Annotated in this window: 30 protein-coding genes; 17 read left to right on the top strand and 13 right to left on the bottom strand. The window is 67.7% G+C overall.

Annotation, left to right across the window (positions count from 1 at the left end; genetic code table 11):
• Positions 1 to 74: 74 nt before the first annotated feature.
• The 3 genes from KYC_RS24305 (at position 75) to KYC_RS24295 (ending at position 2,935) form a co-directional block, all read left to right on the top strand.
• Positions 75 to 1,049 carry a tripartite tricarboxylate transporter substrate-binding protein gene (locus KYC_RS24305; protein ID WP_008167433.1) on the top strand — a complete coding sequence of 325 codons (975 nt, stop codon included), beginning with the start codon at positions 75 to 77 and terminating at the stop codon, positions 1,047 to 1,049.
• A gap of 203 nt (positions 1,050 to 1,252) precedes the next feature.
• Positions 1,253 to 1,834 carry a hypothetical protein gene (locus tag KYC_RS24300; RefSeq protein WP_008167431.1) on the top strand — a complete coding sequence of 194 codons (582 nt, stop codon included), beginning with the start codon at positions 1,253 to 1,255 and terminating at the stop codon, positions 1,832 to 1,834.
• A gap of 123 nt (positions 1,835 to 1,957) precedes the next feature.
• Entirely contained in the window at positions 1,958 to 2,935 is a 978-nt protein-coding gene (locus KYC_RS24295) for a tripartite tricarboxylate transporter substrate binding protein (RefSeq protein ID WP_008167429.1), read from the top strand.
• A gap of 30 nt (positions 2,936 to 2,965) precedes the next feature.
• Here the strand turns inward: KYC_RS24295 and KYC_RS24290 are convergent, their stop codons facing one another.
• The 3 genes from KYC_RS24290 to KYC_RS24280 all read right to left on the bottom strand — a co-directional run bounded on the left by KYC_RS24290 (position 2,966) and on the right by KYC_RS24280 (position 4,154).
• Positions 2,966 to 3,280, bottom strand: coding sequence for a hypothetical protein (locus KYC_RS24290; protein WP_008167428.1), 315 nt, complete (start codon positions 3,278 to 3,280; stop codon positions 2,966 to 2,968).
• Entirely contained in the window at positions 3,270 to 3,776 is a 507-nt protein-coding gene (locus KYC_RS24285) for a 2-thiouracil desulfurase family protein (RefSeq protein WP_008167425.1), read from the bottom strand. Before KYC_RS24285 ends, KYC_RS24290 begins: the two co-directional genes overlap by 11 nt.
• Positions 3,777 to 3,872: 96 nt before the next feature.
• Positions 3,873 to 4,154: a hypothetical protein gene (locus KYC_RS24280; protein ID WP_008167423.1), complete on the bottom strand. Its 282-nt coding sequence runs from the start codon at positions 4,152 to 4,154 to the stop codon at positions 3,873 to 3,875.
• A gap of 146 nt (positions 4,155 to 4,300) precedes the next feature.
• Here KYC_RS24280 and KYC_RS24275 point away from each other — a divergent pair, with 146 nt between their 5' ends.
• Positions 4,301 to 5,044 carry an AraC family transcriptional regulator gene (locus tag KYC_RS24275; protein ID WP_008167420.1) on the top strand — a complete coding sequence of 248 codons (744 nt, stop codon included), beginning with the start codon at positions 4,301 to 4,303 and terminating at the stop codon, positions 5,042 to 5,044.
• 44 nt (positions 5,045 to 5,088) lie between these two features.
• Here the strand turns inward: KYC_RS24275 and KYC_RS24270 are convergent, their stop codons facing one another.
• Positions 5,089 to 6,804, bottom strand: coding sequence for an NYN domain-containing protein (locus KYC_RS24270; RefSeq protein ID WP_008167418.1), 1,716 nt, complete (start codon positions 6,802 to 6,804; stop codon positions 5,089 to 5,091).
• Positions 6,805 to 6,913: 109 nt separating this feature from the next.
• On the opposite strand from KYC_RS24270, the gene KYC_RS24265 reads away from it, so the two are divergent.
• The 6 genes from KYC_RS24265 (at position 6,914) to KYC_RS24240 (ending at position 10,740) form a co-directional block, all read left to right on the top strand.
• A complete protein-coding gene (locus tag KYC_RS24265) occupies positions 6,914 to 7,489 on the top strand; it encodes a GNAT family N-acetyltransferase (RefSeq protein WP_008167416.1) in 576 nt (191 codons plus the stop codon).
• A 172-nt stretch (positions 7,490 to 7,661) separates the two neighbouring features.
• On the top strand, positions 7,662 to 8,540 hold the full coding sequence (locus KYC_RS24260) for a motility protein A (protein WP_008167415.1): 879 nt from the start codon (positions 7,662 to 7,664) through the stop codon (positions 8,538 to 8,540).
• Positions 8,537 to 9,550: an OmpA family protein gene (locus KYC_RS24255; RefSeq protein ID WP_008167413.1), complete on the top strand. Its 1,014-nt coding sequence runs from the start codon at positions 8,537 to 8,539 to the stop codon at positions 9,548 to 9,550. The genes KYC_RS24260 and KYC_RS24255 overlap by 4 nt, the downstream gene beginning before the upstream one ends.
• Positions 9,551 to 9,721: 171 nt before the next feature.
• The gene (locus KYC_RS24250; RefSeq protein ID WP_008167411.1) at positions 9,722 to 10,108 is read left to right on the top strand and encodes a hypothetical protein; all 387 of its coding nucleotides are present in this window, start codon (positions 9,722 to 9,724) and stop codon (positions 10,106 to 10,108) included.
• Positions 10,105 to 10,296 carry a helix-turn-helix transcriptional regulator gene (locus KYC_RS24245; protein WP_008167409.1) on the top strand — a complete coding sequence of 64 codons (192 nt, stop codon included), beginning with the start codon at positions 10,105 to 10,107 and terminating at the stop codon, positions 10,294 to 10,296. The genes KYC_RS24250 and KYC_RS24245 overlap by 4 nt, the downstream gene beginning before the upstream one ends.
• 90 nt (positions 10,297 to 10,386) lie before the next feature.
• On the top strand, positions 10,387 to 10,740 hold the full coding sequence (locus KYC_RS24240) for a YciI family protein (protein WP_008167407.1): 354 nt from the start codon (positions 10,387 to 10,389) through the stop codon (positions 10,738 to 10,740).
• A 49-nt stretch (positions 10,741 to 10,789) separates the two neighbouring features.
• Here KYC_RS24240 and KYC_RS29260 read toward each other — a convergent pair whose 3' ends face one another.
• On the bottom strand, positions 10,790 to 10,942 hold the full coding sequence (locus KYC_RS29260) for a hypothetical protein (protein ID WP_008167406.1): 153 nt from the start codon (positions 10,940 to 10,942) through the stop codon (positions 10,790 to 10,792).
• Between the two features lie 216 nt (positions 10,943 to 11,158).
• Between KYC_RS29260 and KYC_RS24235 the strand changes: the two genes are divergently transcribed.
• From KYC_RS24235 to KYC_RS24215, 5 genes are all read left to right on the top strand, one after another.
• Complete coding sequence (locus tag KYC_RS24235; RefSeq protein ID WP_008167405.1) at positions 11,159 to 11,572, top strand: YciI family protein; 414 nt, start codon at positions 11,159 to 11,161, stop codon at positions 11,570 to 11,572.
• Between the two features lie 47 nt (positions 11,573 to 11,619).
• The gene (locus KYC_RS24230; RefSeq protein WP_008167404.1) at positions 11,620 to 12,027 is read left to right on the top strand and encodes a VOC family protein; all 408 of its coding nucleotides are present in this window, start codon (positions 11,620 to 11,622) and stop codon (positions 12,025 to 12,027) included.
• Complete coding sequence (locus KYC_RS24225) at positions 12,024 to 13,316, top strand: RNA polymerase sigma factor (RefSeq protein WP_008167403.1); 1,293 nt, start codon at positions 12,024 to 12,026, stop codon at positions 13,314 to 13,316. The genes KYC_RS24230 and KYC_RS24225 overlap by 4 nt, the downstream gene beginning before the upstream one ends.
• Positions 13,317 to 13,426: 110 nt before the next feature.
• Positions 13,427 to 14,296 carry an AraC family transcriptional regulator gene (locus KYC_RS24220; RefSeq protein WP_008167402.1) on the top strand — a complete coding sequence of 290 codons (870 nt, stop codon included), beginning with the start codon at positions 13,427 to 13,429 and terminating at the stop codon, positions 14,294 to 14,296.
• A gap of 70 nt (positions 14,297 to 14,366) precedes the next feature.
• Positions 14,367 to 15,320, top strand: coding sequence for a DMT family transporter (locus tag KYC_RS24215; RefSeq protein WP_008167401.1), 954 nt, complete (start codon positions 14,367 to 14,369; stop codon positions 15,318 to 15,320).
• A gap of 111 nt (positions 15,321 to 15,431) precedes the next feature.
• Here KYC_RS24215 and KYC_RS24210 read toward each other — a convergent pair whose 3' ends face one another.
• From KYC_RS24210 to KYC_RS24195, 4 genes are all read right to left on the bottom strand, one after another.
• Entirely contained in the window at positions 15,432 to 16,100 is a 669-nt protein-coding gene (locus KYC_RS24210; protein WP_008167398.1) for an HAD family hydrolase, read from the bottom strand.
• A 76-nt stretch (positions 16,101 to 16,176) separates the two neighbouring features.
• A complete protein-coding gene (locus KYC_RS24205; RefSeq protein WP_008167396.1) occupies positions 16,177 to 17,385 on the bottom strand; it encodes an MFS transporter in 1,209 nt (402 codons plus the stop codon).
• Entirely contained in the window at positions 17,372 to 18,184 is an 813-nt protein-coding gene (locus KYC_RS24200; protein WP_008167394.1) for a DUF169 domain-containing protein, read from the bottom strand. The genes KYC_RS24205 and KYC_RS24200 overlap by 14 nt, the downstream gene beginning before the upstream one ends.
• 78 nt (positions 18,185 to 18,262) lie before the next feature.
• On the bottom strand, positions 18,263 to 19,180 hold the full coding sequence (locus KYC_RS24195; protein ID WP_008167393.1) for a LysR substrate-binding domain-containing protein: 918 nt from the start codon (positions 19,178 to 19,180) through the stop codon (positions 18,263 to 18,265).
• 102 nt (positions 19,181 to 19,282) lie between these two features.
• On the opposite strand from KYC_RS24195, the gene KYC_RS24190 reads away from it, so the two are divergent.
• The gene (locus tag KYC_RS24190) at positions 19,283 to 20,032 is read left to right on the top strand and encodes an SDR family oxidoreductase (RefSeq protein WP_008167392.1); all 750 of its coding nucleotides are present in this window, start codon (positions 19,283 to 19,285) and stop codon (positions 20,030 to 20,032) included.
• Positions 20,033 to 20,079: 47 nt separating this feature from the next.
• Positions 20,080 to 20,889: a nucleotidyltransferase domain-containing protein gene (locus tag KYC_RS24185; RefSeq protein ID WP_008167391.1), complete on the top strand. Its 810-nt coding sequence runs from the start codon at positions 20,080 to 20,082 to the stop codon at positions 20,887 to 20,889.
• Positions 20,890 to 20,898: 9 nt separating this feature from the next.
• On the opposite strand, the gene KYC_RS24180 is transcribed toward KYC_RS24185, so the two are convergent.
• The 4 genes from KYC_RS24180 to KYC_RS29740 all read right to left on the bottom strand — a co-directional run.
• Complete coding sequence (locus tag KYC_RS24180) at positions 20,899 to 21,702, bottom strand: hypothetical protein (protein WP_008167390.1); 804 nt, start codon at positions 21,700 to 21,702, stop codon at positions 20,899 to 20,901.
• A complete protein-coding gene (locus tag KYC_RS24175; RefSeq protein WP_008167389.1) occupies positions 21,699 to 22,223 on the bottom strand; it encodes a MarR family winged helix-turn-helix transcriptional regulator in 525 nt (174 codons plus the stop codon). Before KYC_RS24175 ends, KYC_RS24180 begins: the two co-directional genes overlap by 4 nt.
• A gap of 87 nt (positions 22,224 to 22,310) precedes the next feature.
• Positions 22,311 to 23,108, bottom strand: coding sequence for a DUF6708 domain-containing protein (locus KYC_RS29980; protein WP_238531991.1), 798 nt, complete (start codon positions 23,106 to 23,108; stop codon positions 22,311 to 22,313).
• A partial coding sequence (locus KYC_RS29740) for a hypothetical protein (protein ID WP_008167386.1) occupies positions 23,105 to 24,643 on the bottom strand: 1,539 nt, incomplete at its 5' end. The genes KYC_RS29980 and KYC_RS29740, both read right to left, overlap by 4 nt.

Raw genomic sequence — 24,643 nt, 5'->3', positions numbered from 1 at the left:
AAGTGTTTAGAGTCCAACGCCGCCATGCCGCGCCGGCATTCCGCCGGCGTGCGACACCATCACGAGTCCGCTTCATGTCTACCCGATTCCAAGCTGCACGCCGCAATACCCTGCTCGCCCTTGCTCTGGCCGTCGCCGGCGTGGGCGCGGCCCAGGCCGAACAACGCGTCATCCGCATCGTAGTGCCCTATGGCACCGGCGCGGTCCAGGACACGATCGCCCGCGCGATCGGCGATGAACTGGGCAAGGCGCTCAACGCCTCCATCGTGGTGGAAAACCGCGCCGGCGCCGGCGGCACCGTGGGCACCGCCCAGGTCGCCCGCGCCAAGCCCGACGGCAATACGCTGGTCCTGGCCGCCGCCAGCCACAACATCGCCGGATATCTTTACAAGAACCTCAGCTACGACCCCTACAAGGATTTCACCGGCGTGGCCTATATCGGCAGCACCGGCTACATCATCCTGGCGTCGTCGTCGCTGAACGCCAGGAACACTGCCGAATTCATCCAGGCGGTCAAGGCCAAGCCCGGCGCGTACGACTACGCGTCGGCCGGCAATGGCAGTGCGTCGCACCTGGGCATGGCGTCGTTCCTGACCGCCGCGGGCGCGCAGATGCAGCACATTCCCATGAAGTCCACGGGCGACGCCGTGACCGAGCTGCTGGCCGGCCGCGTCCAGGCAGTGACCGCCGCCACCATCGGCGTCACCGCCTACCGCAACGACCCGCGCGTCACGTTCCTGGCCTACACCGGCAAAACCCGCTCGCGCTTTGCGCCCGACCTGCCCACCGTCGCGGAAAGCGGCCTGCCCGGCTACGCGTTCGACTCCTGGCTGGGCCTGCTGGCGCCGGCCGGCATCTCCGCCGCCGACCGCGACCAGATCAATGCCGCCGTCAACAAGGTGCTGGCCGATCCCAAGGTGCAGGCGCGCCTGGCGTCGCTGGGCGTCGAAGCCGAGGCCAAGTCGGCCGCGCAATTCCAGGATCTGCTGAAGGCGGATTGGGAAGCCGCCGGCAGGGTGGTGGCGGCGTCCGGCGCGCGCATCGAGTAAGCGCCACCTGCGCCTGCGGACTCGGGCGGTCTGCCGCGCTGAGCGCAGCGATAGCTTCGGGCTATCGCTGCGCTTCGCCGCTTGAAATCACTTGAAATTCCCGTATCGCTTGAGACACCTTATTGCGGCGGCTGCAGCAGTAAAGTAGACCTATCGCTCCGCCTCTGCGATCTGCAGGGTCCGGGCGAACCAGGAGCAAGATCATGAAGCGGTTTACAGGCCGGGTGGCCATTGCGGCGTTGGCGCTGGCGGTTGCCGGCGCGCCGGCGATGGCTGGCGGGCGTGGCGGGTATTGGGGCGGCGGTTACGGCGGCGGCTATCACCATCATCATGGCGGCGGCGGCAGCAGTTCGGACGGCTGGTGGATAGGCGGCGCCTTCGCGCTGGCAACCGTCGGCCTGCTGCTGGCGGCGAATTCCGGCCCCTCTTACGTCCAGACCGGCGTTTATTCGTCCGGCGTGGGTTACACCAGCCCCCCGCTGTATGCGGCGCCTGCCTATGCCGCGCCTGTCTACCAAGAACCCGTCTACGCGGCGCCGGTATATGAAGCGCCACCGGTGGCCTATTCCGCGCCGGCGCCGCAGTACGCGCCCGTGCAGTACGAACCGGCGCCCCCGGTCAACGCGGCCCAGGCCAGCGCCACCACCGATTGCCAGCGCTGGGCCATGAACCAAAGCGGCTACGATCCCGCCACCATCAACGCCTGGACCACCCAGATCATGGTGGACTCCTACAACCACTCGCTGGATTCCTGCATGACCAGCCGCGGCTATCGCGCCAACTGACGCACCATTTTTCCGGGTAATCCCGGTTGTCCTGCCGCGCCGGCCTGCACACACTGCATGCCGGCGCGGCGCATTGGGCGCCGCGCGACGCGCCGGCGACCAGCCGGCCATCCAGGGGAAAACATGTTGAATTTCAAGCAGATCGCGGGGCTTTGCGCCGTCGCCGCCGCCTGCGCTATGAACGCGCCCGCCCAGGCGCAAACTGCTGCCCCGGCGCAGCCCATGACCATCGTCGTGCCCTATGGGGCCGGCGGCATCGTCGACAACACGGCGCGCGCGTTCGCGCAAAAGCTGGCGGTGGAGCTATCCCGTCCCGTCGTGGTCGAAAACCGGGGCGGCGCCGGCGGCATGATCGGCATGAACACCGTGGCCCGGGCTCATGACGAAAACACGCTCGCATTCACCGCGGTCAGCCCGGTCACGCTGTCGCCCCATGTGATGAAGACGCTCTACGACCCGCTCAAAGACCTGGCGCCGGTCGCGTCGATCATGTATTCGCCGGTGTATCTGGTGGGAGGGCCGAAGTTCACGGGCAAGACCTTCAAGGACATGCTGGACCAGGCCAAGGCGGATCCGGGCGGCCTGTCGCTGGCGACCGCCGGAGTGGGCTCGCTGGGCCACCTGATGCTGGAACAGATCAACGGCCAGGCCGGCGTGCGCATCACGCACGTGCCCTACAAGGGGATGGCGCAGATGGTGCCCGACGCGCTGGGCGGCCAGTTCACGCTGATGCTGGTCAACGCGTCCGGGCCGGTCAATGCGCTGATCGGCGAAGGCAAGCTCAAGCTGCTGGCGGTGGGCTCGCCGGCGCGCCTGCCGGGCCTGCCCGATGCGCCCACGCTGGCCGAACTGGGCTACCCCTTGGCCAACATGACATCCACCTTCGGTTTCTTCGCGCCGGCCTCGACCAGCCCGGAAGTGCGCGCGCGCATGAACGCCGTGCTTAACAAGGTGGCCGCCATGCCCGACATCAGCAAGCCGCTGACTGACTCCCTGAACATCATGTCCACCGGCACGGTCGAGGCCTTCACGGCCCAGGTGCAAAAGGAATATGCCGACAACGGCAAGATCGTGAAGCAGGCGAACATCCGCAGCGAATAGCCGCGGGACGCCAAGGCGCGGCCGAGCGATTCAGCGCCTGCCGCGCCAGGCGAACAGCAGACCGGCGATCAGCAGCAGGCCGGCCGGCAACACCCAGACGAATCCTGAATCGGTGTAGACCACGCCGTCGACAGGATCGTAGTAGCGGCCCAGTTCGTTGAAGTCCCATTTCAGGTACTGGGCATACCAGGCGTAGAAGAAGAATGCGGACGCGGCCAGGCAGGCCACCGCCGCCGCCCGGGCCAGCAGCCGCGTGCGGCCCAGCCGCGCCGCGGCCGTCCAAGTCAGGACGGCGCACCCGGCAATGCCCGCCAGGATCAGCCAGTCGCCCACGTCAGCGCCCATCCTCCGCTTCCAGCGCCGCAACGCAGTCGCCGGCTTCGGCCCACTGATTTTCGCTGAACACCTGCAGGCCCGCGCCACGCAACAGCGCCGCGGTCACGCCCAGGCCGGGCTGGCGGCTGCCGGAAAAATTCCCGTCATACACGTAGCCGCTGCCACAGGACGGGCTGCCCTCTTTCAGCACCGCAACGCGGATGCCGCGCGCTTGCGCCGCCGCGAGCGCCTCGCGGGCGCCGTGGACGAACTGCGCCGTGACGTCGTCGCCCGTCACGGCGACGACGCGGGCCCGGCCGGCCAGCACCGCTGGGGCGTCCGAACCCGGCTGGATCTCGGCAGGCGGCCGCGGGATGGGCATGCCGCCCGCGACTTCCGGACAGACTCCAACGACGCGGCCCTCGGCCAGCCAGCGGTCCAAAACCGCATCGCCCCTGGGCACGCTGCGGCCGTCATATCGCACGGGATTGCCCAGCAGGCAGGAACTGACCAGAACGTAATGCATGGCTTGGCGAACAAGAAAGCATGGCGACGACGGGCCCGACTACGCGGGCCCGCGTCCGAAGCCTGCCATCATAGAACACCACCGCGCCGGGCTGCGCTACGTCCGGGGCGCCGCCATTGCTTTGGAGTCCAGCGCCTCGATCCAAGCACGTAGCACGGGGTCGCGCAACTGCAGCACCTCGAACAGACCTAGTGCGCGCAAGGCGGGCAGCGCTTCCTGGATATCGGTGCGTGCGGCAGCCGCTGCCTCCTCCGATGCGCCCGGGTCGCTGCATACCCGGGCATTGGCAAGGAACGCGCCCACCGTTCCCTTGCGCACCGCCACGCCATTGAAATTTCCCTGATCCATGCCGTCCGGCAAGACATCCTGTGCTTTCACGCTTAGCTCCTGGTTGTTGGACTCAAGCGTTACGATAGGCGCATCATTCCGGCAAATCTGCGTTGTTTGGGTCGTTTAATATCGTGTTTCAGCCACCACCGCTCCCGCCCGCCGCCCGGCCCCTGATTGCGCCGGAGCGCGCCGCCTTGCACGCCGGCCCCCGGCTGATCGCCGTTTCCCGGCATGACGACGAACTGCGGCAAACGGCCATGCACCGCCACGCGCGCGGTCAACTGCTGGGCGCGTATCAAGGGCTGCTGACGGTGTACGCGGGGAATCGGCAATGGGTGGCGCCTTCGCGGCACGCAGTCTGGATTCCGCCTGGGCATCTGCATGGGTTGCGCTCGCACGGCCCCTACGCGGGCTATAGCGCATATCTCAATCCGGCCGCCTGCGCGGACCTGCCCGCCGCGCCCTGCGCGCTGCTGGCATCGCCATTGCTGCTGGCCGCCGTCGATCGCGCGGCAAGCTGGCCCGACGACGCTTCCGATCCCGCCCGCCGCCGCATCGTGGAAGTGATCCGCGACGAGATCCGCTCGCTGCCTCGCGCCGGCGCGGCGCTGATCCTGCCGCGCGACCCGCGGCTTCAGCGGCTGGCGCTGGCGCTATCGGACCGGCCTTCGGACACACGCTCGCTGGATGAATGGGCGGCCGCCATCGGCATGGCGCCGCGCACGCTGGCGCGGCGCTTCCTGACGGAGACCGGCCTGCCCGTGGGCGCCTGGCGCCAGCAGGTCCGCCTGATGCGCGCACAGGAAATGCTGGCAAGCGGCGCCGCCGTCACCACGGTGGCGCTGGAGTTGGGCTACGACAACGTCAGCGCCTTCATCGCCATGTTCAAGCGCGAACTCGGCGTGACGCCTGGCCAGTTCGGCGCAGCCGGGGATTGAACCCGCCGCGCCGGGGCCTTGTGCGGCCCCGGAGCGGCAAGCCGTCAGCTTTCCCCGGCAGTTCCCTTCGGCTTGCGTGCGGCGGTCTTGCGGGCCGTTTTGCGCGCCGGCTTGGGCGGGGCTTCAGCGGACTCGGCTTGCGGCGCAGCGGCGGCCTGAGGCGCCGGCTCCTTGGCCACGGATCGTGTCCCCGTTTTACGCGCGCCACCTTCCGCGGTCTTGGCCGCCGCCGTCTTGCTTGCGGCGCGGCCGCGCTTGGCGGCAGGCGCGGCGGGTGCGGCCGGCGCCGGTTCGGGGGCCTGGCGCGGCGTTCCGCCGGCAAAGGGATCGGTGGCCTTGGCGGGCTGCTCGCGCGGGGCCGCGGGCGGCGCAACAAAGGTCCATTCGGCGACGTTCACGGTCGGCGGCGGCCCCGAGACGAGGGCGGACTGCGGCGCGGGCCTGGCGGGCTTGGGCGGCAGCTTGGGGATGGCGGGCGCGGGCGGAATCGCTGGCGGCTCGCCGGCGTCCGCCGCTTTGGACGCTTCGGCGCCGGCGGCAGCGTCCGCGCGCTTGTCGGCGTCGGCCCGCCGAGGGGCATCCGTCTGCTGGGGTGCGTCAGCCGGCTTCCAGGCATCCGCCCGAGCGCTGCGCCCGGCGGGCGCGGGGGTGTCGGATGCAGCACCCGGCACGGGCGAGGCGCCCGATGCCGCGGGCTCGCCCGACGATACGCCGTCCGCCGCCGCGCCGCCCGCGGAACCGCCCTCTTCCCGAACCTCGGCATCCGCGTTCTGGCCCGTGCCCCGGCCGCCCGATTTGCGGCCGCCGCGCGATTTGCGTGCGGCTCGGCCGCCGGAGCCTTCGCGGCCCGAGCCCTGCGGATCGGGGGATTCGGCCACAGGCTGGCGCGCCGCCGGCGCTTGCGCCTCGGCGCCGCGCGCAGCGGGTTCCTCGCCCGAGCCGTCGCGGTAGACGTAGGTGCCGGACTTTTCTTCGCGGCCCACATCCAGGAAGCCGCGCGATTGCGCCTCTTCCAGCAGGTTGCCGAAGGCGCGGAAGCCATAGTAGGACTCGTTGAAATCCGGCTTGCGGCGCTTGAGGGCGTCTTTCAGGGCGGACGCCCAGATCTTGCCGCTGTCGCCGCGCTCGGCCATCAGCGCCTCGAAGGTCTCGACGACCATCTCCACGGCCTGCGTCTTGCGCGCGTCCAGTTCTTCCTTGCGGCGGCGTTCTTCGTCGGGCGAGCGGCGCTGGGCCGCCGCGCCGCCGCGGTTGTCGCGGCGGGCGTCCGCGGTGCGCTGGCCTTCGCGCGCCAGGTCGTCGTAGAAAATGAATTCATCGCAGTTGGCGATGAGCAGGTCCGAGGTGGACTGCTTGACGCCCACACCGATGACCTTTTTGTTGTTCTCGCGCAGCTTGGACACCAAGGGCGAAAAGTCGGAATCGCCGCTGATGATCACAAAGGTGTTGACGTGGGACTTGGTGTAGCAGAAGTCCAGCGCATCCACGACCAGCCGGATGTCGGCGGAGTTCTTGCCGGACAGGCGCACGTGCGGGATTTCGATCAGCTCGAAATTGGCCTCGTGCATGGGCGCCTTGAATTCCTTGTAGCGTTCCCAGTCGCAATAGGCCTTCTTGACGACGATGCTGCCCTTGAGCAGCAGGCGCTCAAGCACGGGCCGGATGTCGAACTTCTGGTACTTGGTGTCGCGTACGCCCAGCGCCACGTTCTCGAAGTCGCAGAAAAGCGCCATGCTGACGTTTTCGTTGGGGTTATTCATGTTCTCTCCAATGCCGCGGCGGCCAGGTTCGGTCCCTGTCCCGGCGCCGCCAGAATCCGCCCATGATATACATATCCGGCCCGACGTCCTGGCCTGAGGCCCATTCCCCATGTCCGACACCTCCCTGATCCCTGAACTGACCACGGCCCGCCTCGTCCTGCGTCCCCTGCGCCTGGACGACGCCGACGCCATCCAGCGCCTCTTCGCACAATGGGAAGTCGTGCGCTTCCTGGCGAACAAGGTGCCCTGGCCCTATCCGGCGGACGGCGCGCGCTGGTACGTGGAGCAGGTCGCCCTGCCCGCCATGCTGCGCGGCCAGCAGTGGCATTGGTCCATCCGCACGCAATCCGAACCTGACCGCCTGATCGGCATGGTCAGCCTGATGGACGACGATCCCGGCAACAACCGGGGGTTCTGGCTGGATCCGGCCTGCCATGGCCGCGGCTACATGACCGAAGCCTGCGCGGCCGCCACGGGATACTGGTTCGCGGTGCTGGGCAAGCCGCTGCTGCGCGCCCCCAAGGCCGTCGCCAATACCGCGTCCAGCAGGATCTCGGCGCGCAGCGGCATGCGCCTGGTCCGCGTCGAAGAACGCGACTATGTCAGCGGCCGCCTGCCCAGCGAGATCTGGGAGATCACCCGCGAGGAATGGCTGGCCCGCCAGGCCGCCAAGGATTCCGGTTAGATCGGTCCCTTTTATGGCCGCCCGCGGCGCGCCGCCTGACTGCCCGATTAAGCCGGCGCTTACGGCCCTTTTCGCCCCGCTTTCCGGCCGATTGACCGTGCGCGCTCCTGGCTAGAATTCCCGAAAATCCGGCATTCCGCACAGGGAATGCCTTTGTTATCGGGCAAGATCCATGAATCCGTCTACCGTCATCGGCGCCGTTGTCGGCCTGCTTACCCTGATCATCGTCGTCGCGCTGTCCGCCAACGACGCCAGCATGTATTTCAACCTGCCGGGCCTGGCCATCGTGCTGGGCGGCACCTGCGCCGCGCTGTTCATCGCGTATCCGCTGCAGGAAGTGGTGCGCATCTTCAAGCTGGTGCGCACGGTCTTTCGCAACGACCAGCACGATCAGCAGCGCGACATCGAGGAACTGGTGTCGATGGCGCAACTGTGGATGAATGCCGACGTCCATAAAGTCGAGCACGAACTCAAGAAGGTCTCGAATCCCTTCCTGCGTACCGGCGTGCAGCTCATCATCGACAACACGCCGGAAGATCAGATCATCGAACTGCTGAAGTGGCGCGTGGCGCGCCTGCGCGCCCGCGAGCAGGCCGAGGCCCAGATGTTCCGCGTCATGGCCACGTTCGCGCCCGCCTTCGGCATGCTGGGCACGCTGGTCGGCCTGATCAACCTGATGGGCGTGCTGGGCGACGGCAGCATGCAGACAATCGGCCAGCAGCTGGCCATCGGCCTGATGACCACCTTCTACGGCATCCTGCTGGCCAACCTGGTCTGCAAGCCGATCGCCCTGAAGCTGGAGCGCCGCACCGCGCGCCGCGTCGAGTCCATGAACATGGTGCTGCAGGGCATCTCGATGATGTGCGAGAAGCGCGGTCCGGCCATGGTGCGCGAGACCCTGAATTCCTTCGTGATGCACGTCGAAGACGAAATCTACGACGGCGGCGCCGCCCAGCCCAAGTCCAAGGCGGAAGGCCAGGTCAAGCCGTCCGCCACGGCGCCGGCCGCCGCCCCCGTCTCCATCGCCCGTCCGGCCCCCGCGCGCCAATGAGCCTGATTTCCCCTTCCCTGGCGCAGCGGATCGAGCAGGCCCGCCAGGCCCAGCTGCGCGCGCAGAAGGCCGCCGCCAACAGCGGCTGGCGTCCCAGCGACAGCGACCGCCAGGACCGCTACGCGCGCTGGCACGTCGAAGAGGCCGTCGAGCAGGATTCCGAGAACTGGCTGCTGAGCTACCTGGACCTCATCACCCTGTTGCTGGCCATGCTGGTCGTCATGCTGGCCATTGCGATGCACGGCGGCGGCTACGCCAAGTCCGAGGCGCCGGTCGAGCTGGTCGGCACGCTGGGCGCGAGCGGCCTGCCTGCCTACGACGGCGAGTATTCGGAGTTCGAGACCGCGCACATTCCCGCAAGCTGGGCCGAGCCGCCCGCCGTCGCCGCGGCGCCGCCGGCGCAGCCCGAAACGCCTCCGGACGAAGTGGTGGTGGCCGAGGCCGCCAAGCCGCTGACGGCTCCGTCCAAGGAATCGCTGGGTCTGGCGGACCTGGGAAACTCAGTGGACGTGATCATCAACGAGCAGTCCGTGAGCTTCCGCATCAGCAACGAATTGCTGTTCCCGTCCGGCCAGGCCACGCTCAGCCCCTCGGGCCTGGATGTGATCAAGCGCCTGGCCGGCATCCTCAACAAGAACGAGTACCTGGTCTCCGTCGAAGGGCACAGCGACCCGGTGCCGATCCTGACCAAGCAGTTCGCGTCGAATTGGGAACTGTCCAGCAGCCGCGCCACCAGCGTGCTGCGCGAACTGGTAAGCGACGGCGTGGCGCCCCAGCGGCTGCGCGCGGTGGGCTACGCCGAAACGCGCCCGATCGAGTCCAACGACACGGCGGCGGGCCGCGCCGCCAATCGCCGCGTGGAACTGATCATGGACATCGCGCCGCCACAACCGGCCAAGCAGGCCGCAGCAGCGCAAGCGCCCGCCGCCAACGCGGCGCCGGCAGGCGCGCCCCAGGCGGCTGCCCCCGCCGCTAAAGCTCCCGAGGCCGCCGCGCCGGCCAAGTCCTGAGCCGCGGCCTCCCCCCGGAACCGGCGCAAGCCGGTTTTTTTTCGCCTGCCCGCAGCCGGCCGCCTGGCGTTCCCGGGAACCTGGATAAGGCCTCAATGTAAAGGTTGCTTGACACATGCGAACTGCCCCGCCAGAATGTCAAGCACGCTTTACATACACAGAGGCACTTGCATGAATCAAAACCAGGCCAAGCACCGCTATTTCAAGGAGCTGGGCATTTCCCTGGCGCTGTACGTCATCCTGCTGGTGGGTGCGCTGCGCCTGGCCATGGACCTGCAGCCGGGCGCCCTGCGCACCGCCGTCCTGCTCAGCCCCATGCTGGCGTTCCTGCTGGCGCTGCGCGCCGTCGTGCGCGCCATCCGGCGTTCCGACGAGTTCATCCGCAAGACCACGCTCGAACACCTGGCCATCGCGGCCGCGGTCACGGCCGGCGTCACCTTCACCTATGGTTTCCTGGAGATCGCCGGATTTCCCAAGCTGAGCATGTTTGTCGTCTGGCCCCTGATGGGCGCGGTTTGGGCTTGCACCACCATCGTCGACACCCTGCGCCACCGATGAAAAACCGCATCCGCGAGCTGCGCGCCGAGCGCGGCTGGAGCCAGGCCGCGCTGGCCGAACGGCTGGAGGTCTCGCGCCAGACGGTCAACGCCATCGAAACCGGCCGTTACGACCCGAGCCTGCCGCTGGCCTTCGCCATCGCCCGGGTGTTCCAGGCCACCATCGAATCCATTTTCCAGGAAGACTGAATCGGGTCCGGCATGGCGCGCGCACCGGGAACGGCGGTAACCTAGCGGACCCGCCGTTCGCGGCAACCGCAGTCCGCACCGGGAGTTCCCATGTCTTACCTGTTGTTGATCGTAGAACCAGTGGGCCAGCGCGCCCAGCGCACCCCCGAAGAAGGCCGCGAGGCCTATGCGCAGATGGTGAGCTACGCCGAGTCCCTGCAGGCGCGCGGGCTGCTCACGCGCGCCGAATCCCTGAAATCCGACACCGAAGGCGTCCGCCTGCAGGTCCGCGACGGGGAACGCCAGCTGATGGACGGCCCCTACGCCGAGGCCAAGGAGATGATCGGCGGATTTTTCCTGCTGACCTGCGATACCCGCGAGGAAGCGCTGGCCTTGGCCGCCGAATGCCCCGCGGCGCAATGGGCCACGGTCGAGGTCAGGGAACTGGGGCCCTGTTTCATGTAGGACGGCCCGTGGCGGCAGGCAATCGCCCCCCTCGGACCGTCGGGCTGCGTCAGCAGTTGCCCTTCTTGGCCTGTCCGGGCGGACAGAAGCCGCCGCGGCCGCCGCCGTCGTGCGGATCGACCACCACCGAGCCTTGCGGCGTATAGACGGCACAGCCGGACAACAAGAAAGCGGCCAGGGCCAGGCTACTCAGGATTTTCATATCGTTGCTCAAAGGTTCAAGAACGCACGGAGTGTAGGGGAGGCGCTTGCAACCAGGGCTGGACCTTCGTAACCAGGTGATATCGGCGAGAACCGCTCTCAAGCGTCAGTACTTACCCTAGCTTCGGCATTTTCGTGTCGATCCGCCGCCGTCCCGTTCGTCGTACCTGTACAAGCCCCCTTCCGGGCCTTGATTTCCGATCCCAGGAGACCTCAGATGCGATTCATGATCATCGTCCGGGCCACGCCCGACAGCGAAGCCGGAACAATGCCCGACGACAGCCTGCTGGCCTCGATGGCGACCTACCATGAAGCCCTGGTCAAGGCCGGCGTGCTGCTCGACGCCAACGGGCTGCAACCGACCTCGAAGGGATGGCGGGTGCGCTACGACGGCGGCGGCGAACGCAAGCTCGTCGACGGGCCGTTCGCCGACACCAAGGAGCTTATCGCCGGCTACACCATGATCCAGGTACGCTCGCGCGAGGAAGCGATGCAGTGGGCGATGCGCTTTCCGTCGCCCTTTCCCGGCCAGCCCTGCGAGATCGAGGTGCGGCAGGTGTTCGAGCTGGACGACTTTGAGCCCAGCAAGGAAGTCGAACGCTTCCGCCAGATGCCCTCGCCCAGCCACTGAAACGTTTTCCGCGCACAACCACGACCGACACTCCACCGAGACTAGCCATGCACAAACAGATCTTCGTCAATCTTCCCATCGCCGACATGCAGAAGTCCCAGGCGTTCTTCAAGAAGCTGGGCTACTCCTTCAATCCCGACTTCACCAACGACCAAGGCGCCTGCATGATCATGGGCGACAACCTCTACGTCATGCTGCTGGTGAAGGATTTCTTCCAGGGCTTCACCGGCAAACCCGTGGCCGACGCCAACAAGAGCACGGAAGTGCTGGTCTGCCTGTCCTGCGAGAGCCGCGCCGAAGTGGACGACCTGGTCGCGCGCGCCGTGGCGGCCGGCGGGTCGGCGCCGCGTCCGCCGCAAGACTACGGCTTCATGTACGGCCATGGCTTCGAGGACCTGGACGGCCATATCTGGGAACTAGCCTACATGGTGCCGGGCGCAAAGCCGGACGCATGACGCAGGCGGCCACGCATCGCGCCATCGAGGCGGTCTGGCGGATGGAAGCCGCCAGCGTCATCGCCGGCGTCGCGCGCCTGGTGCGCGACGTGGGGCTGGCCGAAGAGCTGGCGCAGGACGCCCTGGTCGCGGCAATGGAGCGCTGGCCGGACTCGGGCGTCCCCGACAATCCCGGAGCATGGCTGATGACCACCGCCAAGAACCGCGCCCGCGACCGGCTGCGGCTGGACGCCCTGCACACGCGCAAGCACGAGCAGATCGGCCACGAGCTGGAAGCCCTGCAGGCCGACGTCGAGCCGGATTTCGTCGACGCGCTGGACGCGGCGCGCCAGGACGACATTGGCGACGACATGCTGCGGCTGATGTTCACCGCCTGCCATCCGCTGCTGTCCACCGAGGCGCGCGTGGCGCTGACGCTGCGGCTGCTGGGCGGCCTGAGCACGGCCGAGATCGCGCGCGCCTTCCTGGCCTCGGAATCGACCATCGCGCAGCGCATCGTGCGCGCCAAGCGCAGCCTGTCCGCGGCCCAGGTGCCGTTCGAGGTCCCCGCGGCTGCCGACCGCGCGCCGCGCCTGGCATCGGTGCTTGAGGTGATCTACCTGATCTTCAACGAGGGCTATTCCGCGACGTCGGGAGACGACTGGATGCGCCCCGGGCTGTGTGACGAGGCCTTGCGCCTGGGCCGCATCCTGGCCGAACTGGCGCCGGACGAGCCCGAGGCGCACGGGCTGGCGGCCCTGATGGAGCTGCAGGCGTCGCGGCTGCATGCGCGCACCGATGTGCAGGGCCGGCCGGTGCTGCTGATGGACCAGAACCGCAACCGCTGGGATCCCCTGCTGATCCAGCGCGGACTGGCGGCGCTGGCCCGCGCCGCCGCGCTGGGCGGGCCCCACGGCCCCTATGCGCTGCAGGCCGAGCTGGCCGCCTGCCACGCGCGGGCGCGAACACCCGAGGAAACCGACTGGCGCCGCATCGTGGCGCTGTACGACGCACTGGCGCAGGCCATGCCGTCGCCGGTGGTGGAACTGAACCGCGCCGTGGCCATCGGCATGGCCTTCGGACCGCAGGCCGGGCTGGACCTGGCCGACGCGCTGGCGGCGGATCCCGCGCTGGCCAATTACCACTGGCTGCCCAGCGTGCGCGCCGATCTTTTGGCCAGGCTGGGACGCAAGGCCGAGGCCCGCGCCGAATTCGAACGCGCCGCCGGCATGACGCGCAATGTGCGCGAACGGGAGCTGCTGCTGGCGCGGGCGCGGGAGATGGCGGGGGATGAGGCCGGCGCGAGTTGAGACGCCGGGGCTGCTTGGATGGGTGTCTGACACCCAACAAGCACTCCCTCGGCATGAAGACGATCTCACCCGGGTGTCAGACACCGAGCCCGGCATGCTTAAATTCCAGCATGATCCGCGCCGACACCGTCTCGTCCGTCCCCGCCGCGCCCGCCATCACGGGCGTGCCGGCCGCGTTCGACCATCCTGACGACCGCGCGCAGTTCCGGATCGCGGCGCACCAGCCCGGCGTCGAGCTGTACCGCGCCCACATCATCCGGCACGCCTTCGAACCCCACACGCACCAGGCCTTCGGGTTCGGAGCCATAGAATCCGGCGTCGAGCGCTTCCGCTACCGCGGCGCAGACCACCTGGCGCCGTCCGGCTCCCTGGTTTTGATGAACCCCGACGAACTGCACACCGGCCGCGCCGAAACCGAGGGCGGCTGGCGCTACCGCATGACGTACATAGATCCGGACGTGGCGGCGCGCGTGACGGGCGAATCCGGCTGGTGGTTCAGCGCCGCAGTCGGCCGCGACGCCGCAGCCGCGCGCCGCGTCACCGCCCTGCTTGACGCAATGTGGAACGCCCCGGAACCGTTGGCCTACGACAGCGCCCTGCACGCGCTGCTGGGCGAATTCCGCCCCCATGCCCAGGTGCCGCGCGCCGTCCGGGCCGAAGGCGCGCCCCGCTATGCGCCGGTCATTGACTACCTGCGCGCGCACCTGTCGCGCCGGCTCACACTGGACGAACTGGCGGAAGTGGCCGGGCTGAGCCCCTTTCACTTCCTGCGCAGCTTCCAGGCGCACTACCACGCCACGCCGCAGCAGATGCTGATGGCGCTGCGCCTGTTCGAGGCCAAGCGCCTGCTGGCCGCTGGCCAGGCGCCCGCCCAGGTGGCGCTGGCCGCAGGCCTGACGGACCAGGCCCACCTGACGCGCGCGTTTTCGCGGCGCTATGGCGTCACGCCCGCCCGCTACCAAAAGCAGGTGCGCGCATAGCGCAATCTGGTACAAGATTCGCCCCCCGCTCCCTGGCTAGACTGGCCGCTGTCGTGACCTGGAGCAATGTATGTGGGCTGGAACCCTTTACGCCCTGGCCGCCGGCCTCATGTGGGGGCTGGTGTTCGTCGGGCCCCTGCTGTTGCCGGAATACCCGGCCGCCCTGCAATCGGTGGCGCGCTACCTGGCGTTCGGCCTGATCGCGCTGCCGCTGGCCTGGCTGGACCGCCGCAACCTGCGGCTGCTGACCCGCGCCGACTGGATTGAAGCCCTGAAGCTGGCCGCCATCGGCAACCTGCTGTATTACCTGTTCCTGGCCAGCGCCATCCAGCGGGCCGGCGGCCCGGTGCCGACCATGATCATCGGCACCCTGCCCGTGGTGATCGCCATCTGCGCCAACCTGCGCAATGCGCGCCGCGACGGCAAGCTGCCATGGCGGCGCCTGGCGCCATCGCTGGCCCTCATCGCGCTGGGCATCGCCTGCGTCAACCAGGTCGAACTGCAGGCCCTGCGCCAGGACGCCGGCGCCGACATATCGCGCTACGCTATCGGGGCCGTGCTGGCGCTAGCCGCGGTTGCCTGCTGGACCTGGTATCCGCTGCGCAACGCCGACTGGCTGCGCGACCATCCTGGCCGCAGCCCGCGCACCTGGGCCACCGCCCAGGGCGTGGCGACGCTGCCGCTGGCGCTGGCGGGCTACGCGATGGTGTGGATCGGCATGGCGGCCACGGGCAGCGGTTTCGACATGCCGCTGGGACCGCGCCCAGACGTATTCCTGGGACTGATGATCGCCATCGGCCTGTTCGCGTCCTGGCTGGGCACCCTGTGCTGGAACGAAGCCAGCCAGCGCCTGCCCACCGCCCTGGCCGGGCAGCTGATCGTCTTCGAAACACTGGCCGCGCTGGCCTATGCCTTCATCCTGCGGGGCAGCATGCCCGAACCCCTGACCCTCACCGGCATCGCCTGCCTGGTGGTCGGCGTGTTGCGGGCGGTGCGGGTCAAGCCGCAGGCGGCGCCCGCCTGACGCCCATCGCAAGCGGCACAGCAAGGTGTCTGACACCCGCGACGCACCGCTGCGGGCATGAAGCGCATCTCACGCGGGTGTCAGACACCGGACCGAGACGCGCGCGGCGGATCAGATGACGTCCGGCAACCGCAGCAGATCGTCGATGACCTCGAACGCCCCCTCCTCCAGCAGCCGCTGCCGCTGATCCGGACCGTTGTGCGAGGCGCCCACGTAGCCCACCGCCCGCATGCGCGCGGCGCGGGCCGCCTGCACGCCGGGCACGCTGTCTTCGACGACCACGCAATCCAGCACTGCCGCGCCCATCCGCCGCGCCGCGAACAGAAACACGTCCGGCGCCGGCTTGCCCTTGGCCACCTGCGCCGTGCTGAACACGTTCGGTGCAAATTCGTCCCACAACCCGACCAGCTTGAGCGCGGCCTCCAGTTTGGGCGGCGTGCTGCTGGAAGCCACGCAGACGTCCAGCCCGCGTTCGCGCAGCGCCTTGATCGTTTCATGCACATGCGGCAATGCCCGCAGTTCCTGGCGGAATGTGGTCTGCAGCCGGTCCGCATACTGGCTGGCGAAGCCTTCCGGCAACGAGCACGCGTTCTCGGCCTGCAGGGTCTGCCACATGTCGGCGTCGGGAATCCCGGCGAAGCGGCGCGCGGCATCCTCGGGCGAAATGGCAATGCCGTGTTCGGCCAGGGCGCGCGACTGCGCGCGGGCGGCGATGATTTCACTGTCGATCAGGACGCCGTCGCAATCAAAGATGACCAGGCGGGGGGCGGATGTGTGCATGGAATCTCCAACAAGGTTTCCGCGCCATGATAGGCCAGCTTCGTGACGGTTCCATCAGCCTTCAATCAAGGCTCCATCAGTGCCGCGCCGGTTCAACGCGCCGCAGGCGCCAGGCGATGGCCACACCCGCCAGTCCCGCCGCGGCCACGATGAACGACGCCGATGACCAGCCATAGCGGTCGATGGCGCCGCCCACCGCCAGCGGTCCGATCACCTGCCCCAGGTTGCTGCCCTGCATCACCAGCCCCACCGACGCCGCGGTCAGGGCGGGACGCGGCGCCACCAGCGGCGCGGTGCCCAGCAACGTGGCCGGGATCAGCCCGCCGACCGCCGAAAACAGCACGCACAGCAGGAACGTGGGCATCGCCGGCAGCGCCGACCCGAAGATCAGCAGCGCCACCGCGCCCATCGCCGTGCTGGCGCTCGCGATCAGCGTGGACCGCCGCCAGCCCCGCGCCAGCAGCACGCCCGCGCCCAGGTTGCCCACCACGTTGGCGGCGCTGGCGATGGCGCTGTACAGGCCCGCCATGGCCAGCGTCAGCCCCAGCTGTTCCATCAGCAGCACGGGCAGGAAGGTAAACAGCGCGAAGAACATCAGGCTGTAGAGCGTGAACGACAGCGCCAGCAGCACGGGCCCCGCGGCGCCCATGGTGTCCACGGTATCCTGGCGCAGGCTGCGCCACGACATGCCCGCCCCGCGCGGCGAGGCCGGCGCCAGCAAGGCCACGCAGGCCAGCGCCGCGCCCGCGGCAAGACCCGCGCACCACCAATAGGCATGCCAGTCACCGAACGCCTGCGAAGCCAGCATCGCGATGGCCATGCCCGCCGGCATGTAGCAGCTCCATAGCGCGAAGGCGAAATCCCGGTTGCCGGACGTTACGATGCGCTGCAGGGCGGCGGGCCCGGCCACCGTGATCATCAGGAAGCCCAGGCCCTCGACCACACGCGAAGCCAGCAGTACGCCATATCCGGGCGCCAGCGCGCCGATCACCGTGCCGGCTGCCGTCGCCGCCAGGCCCAGCAGCAGCATGCGCCGGGCGCCAAAGCGGGCAATCACGCCGCCAGCGGCGATGCCGCCCAGCACGCCCAGCACCGAAAAAACCGCCGTGAGCGCGCCGATGGACGACAGGTCCAGCCCCATGTCCCGGCGCAGCAGCGGCGCGGCGATGATGACCTTGCCCACCTGCAGCGACGCCACCACGCCGGCCCCGACAATCGCCAGCACGGCGCCCCATTGCGTTCGCGCCGCAGGCGCCGCCGCCCGCCTGTTTTCAGCCTTGTCCATGCGGCCCTCGCTTGGGCGGCTGCGCGTAGCTGACGCCCATGCCCGCCCGCACATCGTTCTGGATGCCATAGGGCGCGATGGGATAGCGCAGCCCATTGGCGGCCAAGGCCTTCATGCCCTCGATGGCGATGGGCAGGTAGCGCGGCGGCAAGGCCATCAGCATTTCTTCGTCCGGCACGCCGCCATAGCGGCGTTCGGCGAAACAGGGCAAGGACAGGCTGGGTTCGCCGGTGGCCAGCGCCCGGCCCCAGGAATCGGCACAGGCCGTCTCGCCCACCACGCTCCAGTCAAAGCGCCGGTAATTCTTCCATTGCAGGCCGTTGATCAGGATGATCATCTGGCCGGGCGTCGCGTACACAAGGCAGATATCCGGCGGGTCCAGCCGGCCGGACGCCAGGGGCGACACCACCATCGCCCGGTACTTGCCCGCCGGCACACAGGACAGGGCCTCCTGCCGCGCCCGCGCGTCTTCTTCCGTAGCGTGCCACACGCCGACGTAGTCCCTGCCGCTTTTCCAGGCCTCGTCCTGCGGCCCCAATCCGATGACGGCGCGGCATTGCGAGCCCACCAGGTCATCGCCGGTAATGCCCACCGTCCAGCCCAGCCGCGCCGCCATGCCCACGATCTGGTCGGTCGTATGGGTGGCCTTGGGCCGCCGTAGCCCCTTCACGCCGGCCATGCCGGCCTCGTCCTCGTAGAGCTTCATGCCGATGACGGTGGTCTTCAGGCGCAGCAGCCGGTTCAGGTCGTCGACCAGCGACGCCCAATCCAGCGGGGTATCCTGTTTTGTCTCTTCCATGGTCGTCCTTTGGACTGTTGTGCGCGGTCGGGCCGGCTTCGGGCCGGCGCTGCCGCAAGCGGGTAAGGCTACAACGCCTTACTTGAACGCGTCGATGCCCCGCATCAAGGCGCCCGCCATCCGCGGCTGGCGCAACTGCTCCAGCCACCATCGCAGCGCCCGCCCGTCGTGATCGCCGCGCCAGGCGAGGTACAGCAGATTCGGCTCGCGCGGCGTCTCAGTGGCTTTCTCGATCAGTTCGCCGCGCGCCAGCAGGGACGCCACGCGATGGCGCGGCACCCAGCCCACGCCCAGGCCGGCGCGCTGCGCCAGGATCTTGGCGCGCATGCTGGGCACCGCCAGCGTGGCCTGGCCGCCCACCCTGCCATAGCCCCGAGCGCCGGCGGCGCGGGCGGTGTCCGCCACCACCACGGCCCGATGCGCCTGGATCTGGTCCTGGCCCAACGGCGTCTTCGCCTTGGCCAGCGGATGGTCCGGGGCCACGGCGAACAGCCATTCCATCGCGCCCAGTTCCGCCCATTGCAGGTTCGGCATGGTCTGCGGCTCATTGGTCGCCCCCACGATCAGGTCCGCCCGGCCCTCGCGCAGGGCCTCCCAGGTGCCGCCCAGCACTTCATGCGTAAAGCGCAGGGCCACCCCCGAGTCCAGCTTGTCGAACGCCTGGATCAGCGGCGCCATCAGTTCGAACTCCAGGATTTCGTCGCTGACGATGCGCAGCCTGTCCTCCCAGCCGCTGGCCACCTGCCGCACGCGCTGGGTCAGCCGGTTCACGTCCTGCATCAACCGCGCGGCCTCGTCCGCCAGCAGCTGACCGGCGGGGGTCAATTGCAGCCGGTAGCGGCGGCGGTCGAACAGCAGCGCGTCGAACCGTTCCTCAAGCTGCCGGGCCGCATGCGACACAGAGGACGGCGCCTTCCCAAGCCGCGCCGCCGCCCGAGACAGGCTGCCGCTGTCGCGGATGGCCTCCAGCAGCGCCAGTTCATTCGGGCTCAACATGTGCAATTCCTTCGAACGTGTTTATGCGAAAGATCGTACGACAAAGCGCCGGGCGAGGCGCAACATGGCTACACCTCACCTCTCTTCCAATAGGAACCCGTCATGAACCGTTTTGAACAAAAGACCGTCCTGGTCACCGGCGGCACCAGCGGCATCGGCCTGGCCACTGCCGAAGCCTACGCCGCAGAAGGCGCCCGCGTCATCGTCACCGGCCGCGACGCCGCCGCGCTGGAAAAGACCCGCGCCGCGCTGGGCGCGACCGCCCTGGCCATCCAGAATGTCGCCGGCGCGCCCGGCGCGGCGGCCGCCTTGGCCGAGGCGCTGACCGCCGCGGGCGTACGGCTGGACGCCGTGTTCATCAACGCAGGCGTCGCCAAGTTCGCCACGCTGGCCGAGGCCACCGAGGAACTGTGGGATCAGACGTTCGACACCAATATCAAGGGCGTCTACTTCCAGCTCCAGGCGCTGGCCCCGCTGCTGAACGACGGCGCGTCCATCGTGCTGAACGGGTCAATCAACGCCCACATCGGCATGCCGGCGTCCTCGATCTACGCCGCCAGCAAGGCCGCGCTGATCTCGCTGGCCAAGACCTTGTCCGCGGAGTTGCTGCCGCGCGGCATCCGGGTCAACGTCGTCAGCCCCGGCCCCGTCGCCACGCCGATCTACGGCAAGCTGGGCCTGGACGCCGACACACTGGAAAAGACCGCTGCCAGCATCCAGGCTCAGGTGCCGCTAGGCCGCTTCGGCACGCCCCAGGAAATCGCGGCCACCGTGCTGCACCTGTCCGCGCGCGAATCCGCCTTCATCGTGGGCACGGAGATCATCGCGGACGGCGGCATGAGCCAGCTTTGACGCTTCTCGCGGCGCAGACGGCGGCAATGCGGTGCTAGGATTCGGGCATGACCGCCATTCTTCATGCCCATCCCATCGCACCCGCCGTCCGCGAACGCATCATGGCCACCCTGCAGGACATTGAACAGCGCCACGACGTGCGCGTGCTGCTGGCCTGCGAGTCCGGCAGCCGCGGCTGGGGCTTCGCGTCGCCGGACAGCGACTACGACGTGCGCTTCCTGTACGTGCACAAGCTGGACTGGTACCTGCGCGTCGCCCCGCAGCGCGACGTGATCGAACTGCCCATCGACGATGAGCTGGACGTATCCGGCTGGGAACTGCGCAAATCGCTGCAGCTTTTGCGCGGCTCCAACCCCACGCTGTTCGAGTGGCTGGATTCGCCCATCATCTATCGGCAGGACGAGGCCACCAGCACCTGGCTGCGGCACTTCCGCAGCGCGTACTTCTCCAGCACCAAGGGCCGCTGGCACTACGTGGCCATGGCGGGTCGCAATTTCCGCGAGTCGCTGCAGGGCGACACCGTGCGCCTGAAAAAGTACTTGTACGTGCTGCGGCCCGTCCTGGCCGCGCAATGGATCGACAGCGGGCGCGGCGTGCCGCCCATGCGCTTTGCCGACCTGGCCGACGCCATGGTGACGGACGGCGCCCTGCGCGACGAGATCAACCAGTTGCTCGCTATCAAGATGGCGGCAGGCGAGGCTGAGCACGGGCCGCGCTTTCCGCTGATCCACGCCTACCTGGAATCCACGCTGGCCGAACTGGAAAGGGCGTCCTACTTCGACCGGCCAGACGGCCAGACCGAAACGCTGGACCGGTTCCTGTACGAGGTCGTCACGGGCGCACCGCTGACCTACTGAAGCTACCGGCTACTCGCCGATCGAGCGCAGGGCGCGCCTGCAAATGCGTTCGGTCGCCGCGGCCGGCTTCCCGGCCTGCCAACGGCGGCAGACCTGCCGCACCCATTCCGGCTGATCCTTGCTGGCGTCATTGAGCCAGTTGGCCACGGAATCCTGCACATAGACGGCGGCATCGGCCCGCAGCGGTTCAAGCAGCGGCAGCGCGATCGCGGGGTCGGCCTTCAGGGCCGCAATGTGGGCGCACCAGACGCCGCGCGGACGCAGCGATTCGCTGGCAAAGCGCCGCAGGCGTTCTGAAGGCTCCTTGGTCCAGGGGCGCAGGCGCTTCACGGAAGTTTCCAGTTCGGCGGCCAGTTGCGGCCGCACGGCGATCCATGCCCATTCCCGCACGCCGAAGTGGGGATCGTCGGCCAAGGGGCGGATCAGCGCCAGGCGCTCTTGCACCGACACGCCCGGCAGCGCGCCCACCATGAAGCAGGCCCAGCCGCGCACAGTGTCCGACGCATGCGTCTGCATTCCGGCCAGCGCCTGCGGCCCCGCGGCATCCAGCAGAATGCGGGCCGCCAGCGCCATGCGCCGGGAAATGCCTGCCGCAGCCTGCGCCTGCATCAGCGCCAGGCCCTGGTCGCCCACCTGCGGCGCAGCCGCGCGCATCAGCGCCGCGAAATCCACCGCCAGGCATTCCGTCAGCGTCGCCGCCGGCTCGCCGGCATTCAGTTGCGCCAGCCGCGCCGGAAGAATGCCTTTCACGCCACGGCCCGCCGGCTTGGCGGCAGCCTCCGGGCGCTTGCTTGTCGTCTTGCCCATCTTCATGCCTCCCGTGATGCCTGTCGTCCCGCGTCCGTGGCCCGCCAAACTTTCTCCAGCAGCTCGCCCAATTGCCCCTGCTCCGCCGCGCTCAGGCCGCCGAACAGCGACCCGATCCACGCCGTGTGCTCCTTGAACAGTCGAGCAGCCGTCGTCTTGCCCTTCGTTGTCAGCGTCACCGCGATCTTGCGCCGATCCGCCTGCCCGCCCTGACGCAGCACAAAGCCGTCCCGCTCCAGCCCATCCACCAGGCCCGTGATCGTCGCGCGCGTCACGCCGGCCCGCACGGCCAGTTCATGCGGCGGCAGCCCGTCCGGCTGACCATGCAGCAGGAACAGCAGCACGAACTTGCCTTCCGACAATTGCCTGGGCGCCAGGCGCGCGGCGCAGTCCCGGTCGATGGCGCCCGCCAACGCCAGCACCTGGAAGCACAGGCGGATTCCATCCGAAGCCGCCAGGCCGCGACGGGCGGATTCTTCCAGCAGGGCTTGGTGTTTGGTTTCGAGCATGGGCGGCAAGGCAGGCATGCGGCAATTCCGGGAGTTAATTCAGCGCCATATAGTATGGCGCCTAATCACATAAAGGCAAGCCACCGTCTCCTAACGGCAGTGGCCTCACGGGGCTGTCCGGGACTCGCGGTCCATGTCCGCGGGCCATTGAACCTTGGGCGCGAGGCGCAGCGCCAAGTGGTATGGGGGCACGTCGTTATTCCAGTCTCGAGGCGGACGTGGATACTTCGGCAAGGCTTCCGGCCCCTGGTTCATGAAGGCGCGCGCCATGGCCCACATGTGTTCCCCGTTGGCGTTGCTGCCGGCCAGTTGGAAGCGGTCGATGACGTGATTGGTGCCGGGTGCTACTACCGCGATATCCACGCCCCAGGCAAAGATCGGTGCACTGGTTGTTGCCGCCATGCGAGTCCAGGCTTCGGCGCGAAGGTCGGCCCAGTTGAATACAACCGGGACTACGCCCCAGCCCTTGCGGCTTATCGGTCCGCCGCTATGGAAGCGGTAGACGTAGACTTTGCCGCGTTTGCGGTTGAAGCGGATTGGTTCGTCGCGTGGAGGGCAAATGACGGTGCGTAGCACGCCTATGCCGCCAATGGGTAATCCAATCGACGCCGCTATTAAATACAAAGAAAAAAATGGATGTCCTGAGATAAATTTGATGCCCAGAGAGAGAAACAAACTGAAGAACATGAGCGCACAAACAAATAGCCCAAGTCCACAGATGGCCGCGCCGGTCCGATTCAGAATCCGGGAAGTATGTAGTTCAAGGCAAGTATCGTCCGCGAAATTGGGAGTCAGGCCAATGGCCAGCAATGGCTCAGAAGGCAGAATTTGAGGAAGGGGAAGGTCAGCCTTCCAGCCTTTTGTTGGCTTGTCTAAAAGCTGCTTTCTATTTTTTTCAGTCATTTGAGCTCCACGATCTCCATAGTGGCAACCATCTCGGGATCATGAACGCTAGGCAGATATTCAATAATAATTTTCGCCTCATCAATATCGTGCGGAAAATTCAATTCGACGTCTCCATCCACAATTAGGAAATTGGTTTTTCCTCCGCCGACGCCGGTGACGACGCGTTGCCTAAATGTGGGCGCCGTCGTCGTTGGATCGTAGTCCAGCCATTTCGGTGGCTTGTATCCAGCATCTGACGTAACCCGCGTCAATTGATACGTGTCAGATACCAACAACTCTTCACCGGAATAGCGCTTCACTATAAGTTTCCAGGCATAGCCGGATAGCGAGGAGTCGTATCGGGGCAGAGCAATTTGGTATTTCAATTGCTTGAAACCAAAGCTCGCATGCGCATCTAGTCCTAGCACCACCCCATTCAATGCGGAAAGCGCGGAGTTCGCGTCCGCGAATTTTTCCTCTTCTGCCTTTCCGAAGTGGCTGTAGTAGGCCCACCGTTCCACAGGAGAAGACTCGGCCTTTTCAGCAAGCTTCCATAAGATATATGCCGTGACGCCCGCGACAATCGCCCATCCAACCGGTCCGAGTATCCACGACGTACTTAATATTGCGGTTGAGCTGGTATATGCGGCCACCCCTGACAGAATTGCTGTAGTCGCAAAGGAAGCCGCTGCGCCGTAATACCAACCCCTGGAACTTTCGCCTCCTGCGATCCCCGCCCGTTTCGCCGCCTTAACCGACGCCAACGCATCAAACAATCCAGACAGCGCCCCAATCACCGCCCCAAATCGCGCCATCACCTTGCCCGCATCCGCCAGCGTCGTCACCGCGCCAACGCCCGAGGCCGGCAGGCGCAAGATTGCCTTCGCCTTGGTGGCGCCGCCCTTCATCGTCAGCCCCACCACTTCGATGCTCCCGCCCAGCACTCCAATCGACGCCGAGTACAGCGCCAGCACGGCTTCTTCGTGCTTGGCTCCCAAGGTCTGGTCGACGGTGTCGATCGTTGTGCGCAGGCTTTGCGACAGCAGGTAGGTTGCGCCGACAGCCAGAAGCAGTTCTGCGCTGCCCAGTGCGCCCCGGGCGATGCTGGCGGCACTGCGTGCGCCGCGCAGGCTGGACTGCGCCAGTTCGGCGGCCTGAAAGGCGCTGAGCTGCAGTCCGGCCAGCGCCTTGCGCGCGCCCGGCTCCAGCGTGCCGGCGAGCACCCTTAGTTCGCCCAGGGCAACGCCCGCCCTGTGCGTGGCGTCGCCGATGACTGCGCCGGCATCCTGGGCCAGGTTGCCGAAGCGCTGGCGCAGGTCTGAAGCCGTGCCTTCCACCCACAACACCACGTCCACTGCCTGCTCGGCCAGCTTGGGATCGCTCAACGCCAGGCTGAGCACGCCGCCCGTCAATACCGAACGTACCTGCCTGTGGGCTTTGCCGGTGGCTTGCTCGATGGCCGCGACAAGCTTGTTGCGGTCTTCGGTAATTTGCTTGCACATCAGCGTGTAGTACTCGCCCAGCTTCATCGTGACGACGACCTGGGTCATGTA

Source organism: Achromobacter arsenitoxydans SY8 (genome assembly GCF_000236785.1).
Classification (GTDB): Bacteria; Pseudomonadota; Gammaproteobacteria; order Burkholderiales; family Burkholderiaceae_B; genus Achromobacter; species Achromobacter arsenitoxydans.
Note: the sequence above shows the minus strand (reverse complement) of the source record. Positions and strands in the feature narration are given on the sequence as shown.

Excerpts from the sequence above, each read along its gene's own strand:
- KYC_RS24305 (WP_008167433.1), top strand. The coding sequence starts at position 75 with ATGTCTACCCGATTCCAAGCTGCACGCCGCAATACCCTGCTCGCCCTT.
- KYC_RS24300 (WP_008167431.1), top strand. The coding sequence starts at position 1,253 with ATGAAGCGGTTTACAGGCCGGGTGGCCATTGCGGCGTTGGCGCTGGCG.
- KYC_RS24295 (WP_008167429.1), top strand. The coding sequence starts at position 1,958 with ATGTTGAATTTCAAGCAGATCGCGGGGCTTTGCGCCGTCGCCGCCGCC.
- KYC_RS24290 (WP_008167428.1), bottom strand. The coding sequence starts at position 3,280 with ATGGGCGCTGACGTGGGCGACTGGCTGATCCTGGCGGGCATTGCCGGG.
- KYC_RS24285 (WP_008167425.1), bottom strand. The coding sequence starts at position 3,776 with ATGCATTACGTTCTGGTCAGTTCCTGCCTGCTGGGCAATCCCGTGCGA.
- KYC_RS24270 (WP_008167418.1), bottom strand. The coding sequence starts at position 6,804 with ATGAATAACCCCAACGAAAACGTCAGCATGGCGCTTTTCTGCGACTTC.
- KYC_RS24265 (WP_008167416.1), top strand. The coding sequence starts at position 6,914 with ATGTCCGACACCTCCCTGATCCCTGAACTGACCACGGCCCGCCTCGTC.
- KYC_RS24260 (WP_008167415.1), top strand. The coding sequence starts at position 7,662 with ATGAATCCGTCTACCGTCATCGGCGCCGTTGTCGGCCTGCTTACCCTG.
- KYC_RS24255 (WP_008167413.1), top strand. The coding sequence starts at position 8,537 with ATGAGCCTGATTTCCCCTTCCCTGGCGCAGCGGATCGAGCAGGCCCGC.
- KYC_RS24250 (WP_008167411.1), top strand. The coding sequence starts at position 9,722 with ATGAATCAAAACCAGGCCAAGCACCGCTATTTCAAGGAGCTGGGCATT.
- KYC_RS24245 (WP_008167409.1), top strand. The coding sequence starts at position 10,105 with ATGAAAAACCGCATCCGCGAGCTGCGCGCCGAGCGCGGCTGGAGCCAG.
- KYC_RS24240 (WP_008167407.1), top strand. The coding sequence starts at position 10,387 with ATGTCTTACCTGTTGTTGATCGTAGAACCAGTGGGCCAGCGCGCCCAG.
- KYC_RS29260 (WP_008167406.1), bottom strand. The coding sequence starts at position 10,942 with ATGAAAATCCTGAGTAGCCTGGCCCTGGCCGCTTTCTTGTTGTCCGGC.
- KYC_RS24235 (WP_008167405.1), top strand. The coding sequence starts at position 11,159 with ATGCGATTCATGATCATCGTCCGGGCCACGCCCGACAGCGAAGCCGGA.
- KYC_RS24230 (WP_008167404.1), top strand. The coding sequence starts at position 11,620 with ATGCACAAACAGATCTTCGTCAATCTTCCCATCGCCGACATGCAGAAG.
- KYC_RS24225 (WP_008167403.1), top strand. The coding sequence starts at position 12,024 with ATGACGCAGGCGGCCACGCATCGCGCCATCGAGGCGGTCTGGCGGATG.
- KYC_RS24220 (WP_008167402.1), top strand. The coding sequence starts at position 13,427 with ATGATCCGCGCCGACACCGTCTCGTCCGTCCCCGCCGCGCCCGCCATC.
- KYC_RS24215 (WP_008167401.1), top strand. The coding sequence starts at position 14,367 with ATGTGGGCTGGAACCCTTTACGCCCTGGCCGCCGGCCTCATGTGGGGG.
- KYC_RS24210 (WP_008167398.1), bottom strand. The coding sequence starts at position 16,100 with ATGCACACATCCGCCCCCCGCCTGGTCATCTTTGATTGCGACGGCGTC.
- KYC_RS24205 (WP_008167396.1), bottom strand. The coding sequence starts at position 17,385 with ATGGACAAGGCTGAAAACAGGCGGGCGGCGGCGCCTGCGGCGCGAACG.
- KYC_RS24200 (WP_008167394.1), bottom strand. The coding sequence starts at position 18,184 with ATGGAAGAGACAAAACAGGATACCCCGCTGGATTGGGCGTCGCTGGTC.
- KYC_RS24195 (WP_008167393.1), bottom strand. The coding sequence starts at position 19,180 with ATGTTGAGCCCGAATGAACTGGCGCTGCTGGAGGCCATCCGCGACAGC.
- KYC_RS24190 (WP_008167392.1), top strand. The coding sequence starts at position 19,283 with ATGAACCGTTTTGAACAAAAGACCGTCCTGGTCACCGGCGGCACCAGC.
- KYC_RS24185 (WP_008167391.1), top strand. The coding sequence starts at position 20,080 with ATGACCGCCATTCTTCATGCCCATCCCATCGCACCCGCCGTCCGCGAA.
- KYC_RS24180 (WP_008167390.1), bottom strand. The coding sequence starts at position 21,702 with ATGAAGATGGGCAAGACGACAAGCAAGCGCCCGGAGGCTGCCGCCAAG.
- KYC_RS24175 (WP_008167389.1), bottom strand. The coding sequence starts at position 22,223 with ATGCCTGCCTTGCCGCCCATGCTCGAAACCAAACACCAAGCCCTGCTG.
- KYC_RS29980 (WP_238531991.1), bottom strand. The coding sequence starts at position 23,108 with ATGACTGAAAAAAATAGAAAGCAGCTTTTAGACAAGCCAACAAAAGGC.